Annotated in this window: 3 protein-coding genes and 1 tRNA gene; all 4 read left to right on the top strand. The window is 57.1% G+C overall.

Annotated elements, in window-relative coordinates; genetic code table 11:
* Positions 1 to 681: tol-pal system protein YbgF (gene ybgF, locus IBX54_RS13920; protein ID WP_296543255.1), on the top strand; the 681-nt coding region annotated here is incomplete at its 5' end.
* Positions 682 to 686: 5 nt separating this feature from the next.
* The gene (locus IBX54_RS13915; RefSeq protein WP_296543256.1) at positions 687 to 1,445 is read left to right on the top strand and encodes a tRNA threonylcarbamoyladenosine dehydratase; all 759 of its coding nucleotides are present in this window, start codon (positions 687 to 689) and stop codon (positions 1,443 to 1,445) included.
* A 58-nt stretch (positions 1,446 to 1,503) separates the two neighbouring features.
* Positions 1,504 to 1,579 (top strand) — tRNA-Lys (locus IBX54_RS13910).
* Between the two features lie 85 nt (positions 1,580 to 1,664).
* Entirely contained in the window at positions 1,665 to 3,074 is a 1,410-nt protein-coding gene (gene dnaB / locus IBX54_RS13905; RefSeq protein ID WP_296543254.1) for a replicative DNA helicase, read from the top strand.
* The last annotated feature ends 80 nt before the right edge of the window (positions 3,075 to 3,154 follow it).

Below are 3,154 nucleotides of genomic sequence, written 5' to 3'. Positions count from 1 at the left end.
GAGGCGCGCAAGGCGATCCTGGATTTGCGTCAGCGCGTGGAAGCCGTGCGAACCGATGCCGAGCAAGCGCGCCAGGCCTCGAACCAGGAGTTGACCAGTCTGGGGCAGAGCCTGCTTGATTTGCAACGCCAGATCGAACTGCTCAAGGCCGAGATTGCAAACCTGCGTGGCAACAACGAGCAGATCATGCGCGAATTGTCTGAAATTCAACGTCAGCAAAAAGACCAGATGCAGGCAATGAGAGAGCGTTTCAGCAAACTGGAGCCTGTTACGGTTCAAGTCGATGGCGTAGAGTTTTTGGCTGATCAGGCCGAAACCCGGGACTATGAAGCTGCTTTAGCAGTTTTTCGAGGTAGTGATTTTGCCAATGCGCAAACTCTTTTCTCACGATTCGTGGTGCGCTACCCAGCCAGCGGCTATGTGGTTCCCGCATTATTCTGGTTGGGCAACGCCCAATACGCCACGCGCGATTACAAGGGGGCGATGGCTAATTTTCGGGCCCTGATTGCCAAGGACCCTGAGCATCTGCGTGCGCCCGAGGCAGTTCTGTCGGTGGCCAATTGCCAATTGGAGTTGAAGGACAGCAAAGGCGCGCGCAAGACCCTGACCGATTTGGTCAAGGCTTATCCGCAATCAGAAGCGGCTGTTGCTGCCAAGGAACGTCTTGCAACGATCAAATGACAAGCATGACAGGTCTGCCTGATCGCCGTTTTGGTGGGCTTGACCGCTTGTTTGGCGTTACCGGCGCCCAACGGATTCGCCAGGCCCACGTGGCCATCGTTGGCATAGGTGGCGTGGGCTCATGGGTTGCAGAGGCGCTGGCACGCAGCGGTGTGGGTCGGCTTACCCTGATCGATTTTGATCAGGTCGCAGAGTCCAACATCAATCGCCAGATTCAGGCCGTGCAAAGCAGCATTGGCCAGGCCAAGGTGGATGCCATGCGCGAACGCATCCTGTCGTTTTTTCCCGAGTGTCAGGTGAGCTGCGTTGAGGCCTTTGCCGAGCCGGACAACTGGCCAGCTATTTTGCCTGCCGGGGTGAAGGCCGTTGTTGATGCCTGTGACCAGGTCAGAGCCAAGACCGCTATGGCTGCGTGGGCCCGCAAAACGGGAGCGCTGCATGTGATGGTGGGCGCTGCTGGTGGCAAGCGTCACGCCGAGAAAGTCGCGGTGGCGGATGTGCTGGACGTGACGCACGACCCCTTGCTGGCCAAGGTTCGCTACCACTTGCGCAAAGAATTTCCAACTGCGCGCGCAAGGAAAAAACTGGGTGTCACCTGCATTTATAGTCCCGAGGCGGTGGCGCCGCCAGACGCTTCCTGTGGTGTGGCAGGCGATGGCAGCCTGAACTGCCATGGTTTTGGTTCGTTGGTGACCGTGACGGCGAGCTTCGGGCTGTGCGCTGCCGGTGATATTTTGAATAAATTGAGCAAGTCGGAACTTTAGAGAAGCAGAAATTGTTTATAATTTGCGGCTTGCCAAAGCGCAACTTCTGGTTGCGTAAGGGATGTTAGCTCAGTTGGTAGAGCAGCGGACTTTTAATCCGTTTGTCGTGGGTTCGACCCCCGCACATCCCACCAATTTCTTCTGAAGCCCGATCTTTTCCGGTCGGGCTTTTTTATTGGGTTCTGCAAGTCGTAACATTCAGGGTCTGAAGAAAACATCATGTCTGCCATACTCTCAAATCTGAACGATGACCTGGGTACTGACCGCCAGCTTGCCCAGTTGCGTATTCCGCCGCATTCCATAGAGGCCGAGTCCAGCGTGCTGGGCAGCCTGTTGCTGGACAACGCTGCCTGGGATCGGGTCAGCGATGTGATCAGCGAAAACGACTTTTACCGTTTTGAGCATCGTCAGGTGTTTGCTGCCCTGAGCTTGTTGATCAATGCGGGCAAGCCGGCTGACGTCATAACCGTTTATGAGCAGCTGCAGAGTTCCGGCAAAGCCGAAGAAATCGGCGGTCTGCTGTACCTCAATGCGCTGGCGCAATATGTGCCAAGCACCGGCAATATTCGCCGCTATGCCGAGATCGTTCGCGAACGTTCCATCTTGCGCAAACTGGTGTCCACCAGCGAAGAAATTTCTGCCAATGCCTTTAATCCCAAAGGCAGGCCCGTGGCCGCGATCCTGGATGAGGCTGAACAGAAAATTTTTAACATCGGCGAGGAGGGCGCGCGCACCAAGCAAGGCTTTCAAACCATGGACACGCTGGTGGTCGAACTGCTCGACCGCGTCCAGGAAATGTCCGACAACCCCAATGATGTGACGGGTGTGCCGACCGGTTTTTACGACCTGGACCGGATGACTGCGGGCTTTCAAGCTGGCGATATGGTGGTTCTGGCAGCGCGCCCCTCGATGGGTAAAACGGCTTTGGCCATCAACATTGCCGAGCATGTGGCTTTGAATGAAGGGCTGCCGGTAGCCGTGTTTTCGATGGAAATGGGCGCTGCCCAGTTGGCGGTGCGTATTGTGGGCTCCATTGGCCGCATCGACCAGGGCCATCTGCGCACCGGCAAGTTGACCGACGACGAATGGCCGCGACTCTCGGAGGCTATTGAAAAGTTGCGCACCATCTCGCTGCACATCGATGAAACAGCCGGACTCACGTCAAGCGAGCTGCGTGCCAATGCGCGCCGGTTGTCGCGCCAATGCGGCCAGTTGGGCTTGATCGTGGTGGACTATTTGCAGCTGATGAGCGGCTCAAATGGCAGCGACGGTGAAAACCGCGCCACTGAACTGGGCGAGATTTCGCGCGGCCTGAAGATGCTGGCCAAGGAGCTCAAATGCCCGGTGATGGCGCTTTCGCAGCTCAACCGCAGCGTGGAAACCCGCCCCGACAAACGTCCCATGATGAGCGATTTGCGCGAGTCGGGCGCCATCGAGCAGGATGCCGACATCATCATGTTCATTTACCGCGACGAGTACTACACCAAGGATGCCTGCAAGGAGCCCGGCGTGGCCGAGGTCATCATTGCCAAACAGCGCAACGGCCCCACCGGCGTGGTCAAACTGGCGTTCCTGAACAACATCACCAAGTTCGAGTCGCTGGCCAATGGCGCCAGCGGAGACTTCTGATCAGTCCCAGCTGATTGTTGGGATATTCGTCACTGCGAGCCCCCCGTATCCGGCCCGATACCGCACACGGACCTTGAACA

The sequence above is a fragment of the Rhodoferax sp. genome, assembly GCF_014859475.1.
Taxonomy (GTDB): Bacteria; Pseudomonadota; Gammaproteobacteria; order Burkholderiales; family Burkholderiaceae_C; genus Rhodoferax.
This window is presented reverse-complemented; position numbering and strand designations above follow the sequence as displayed.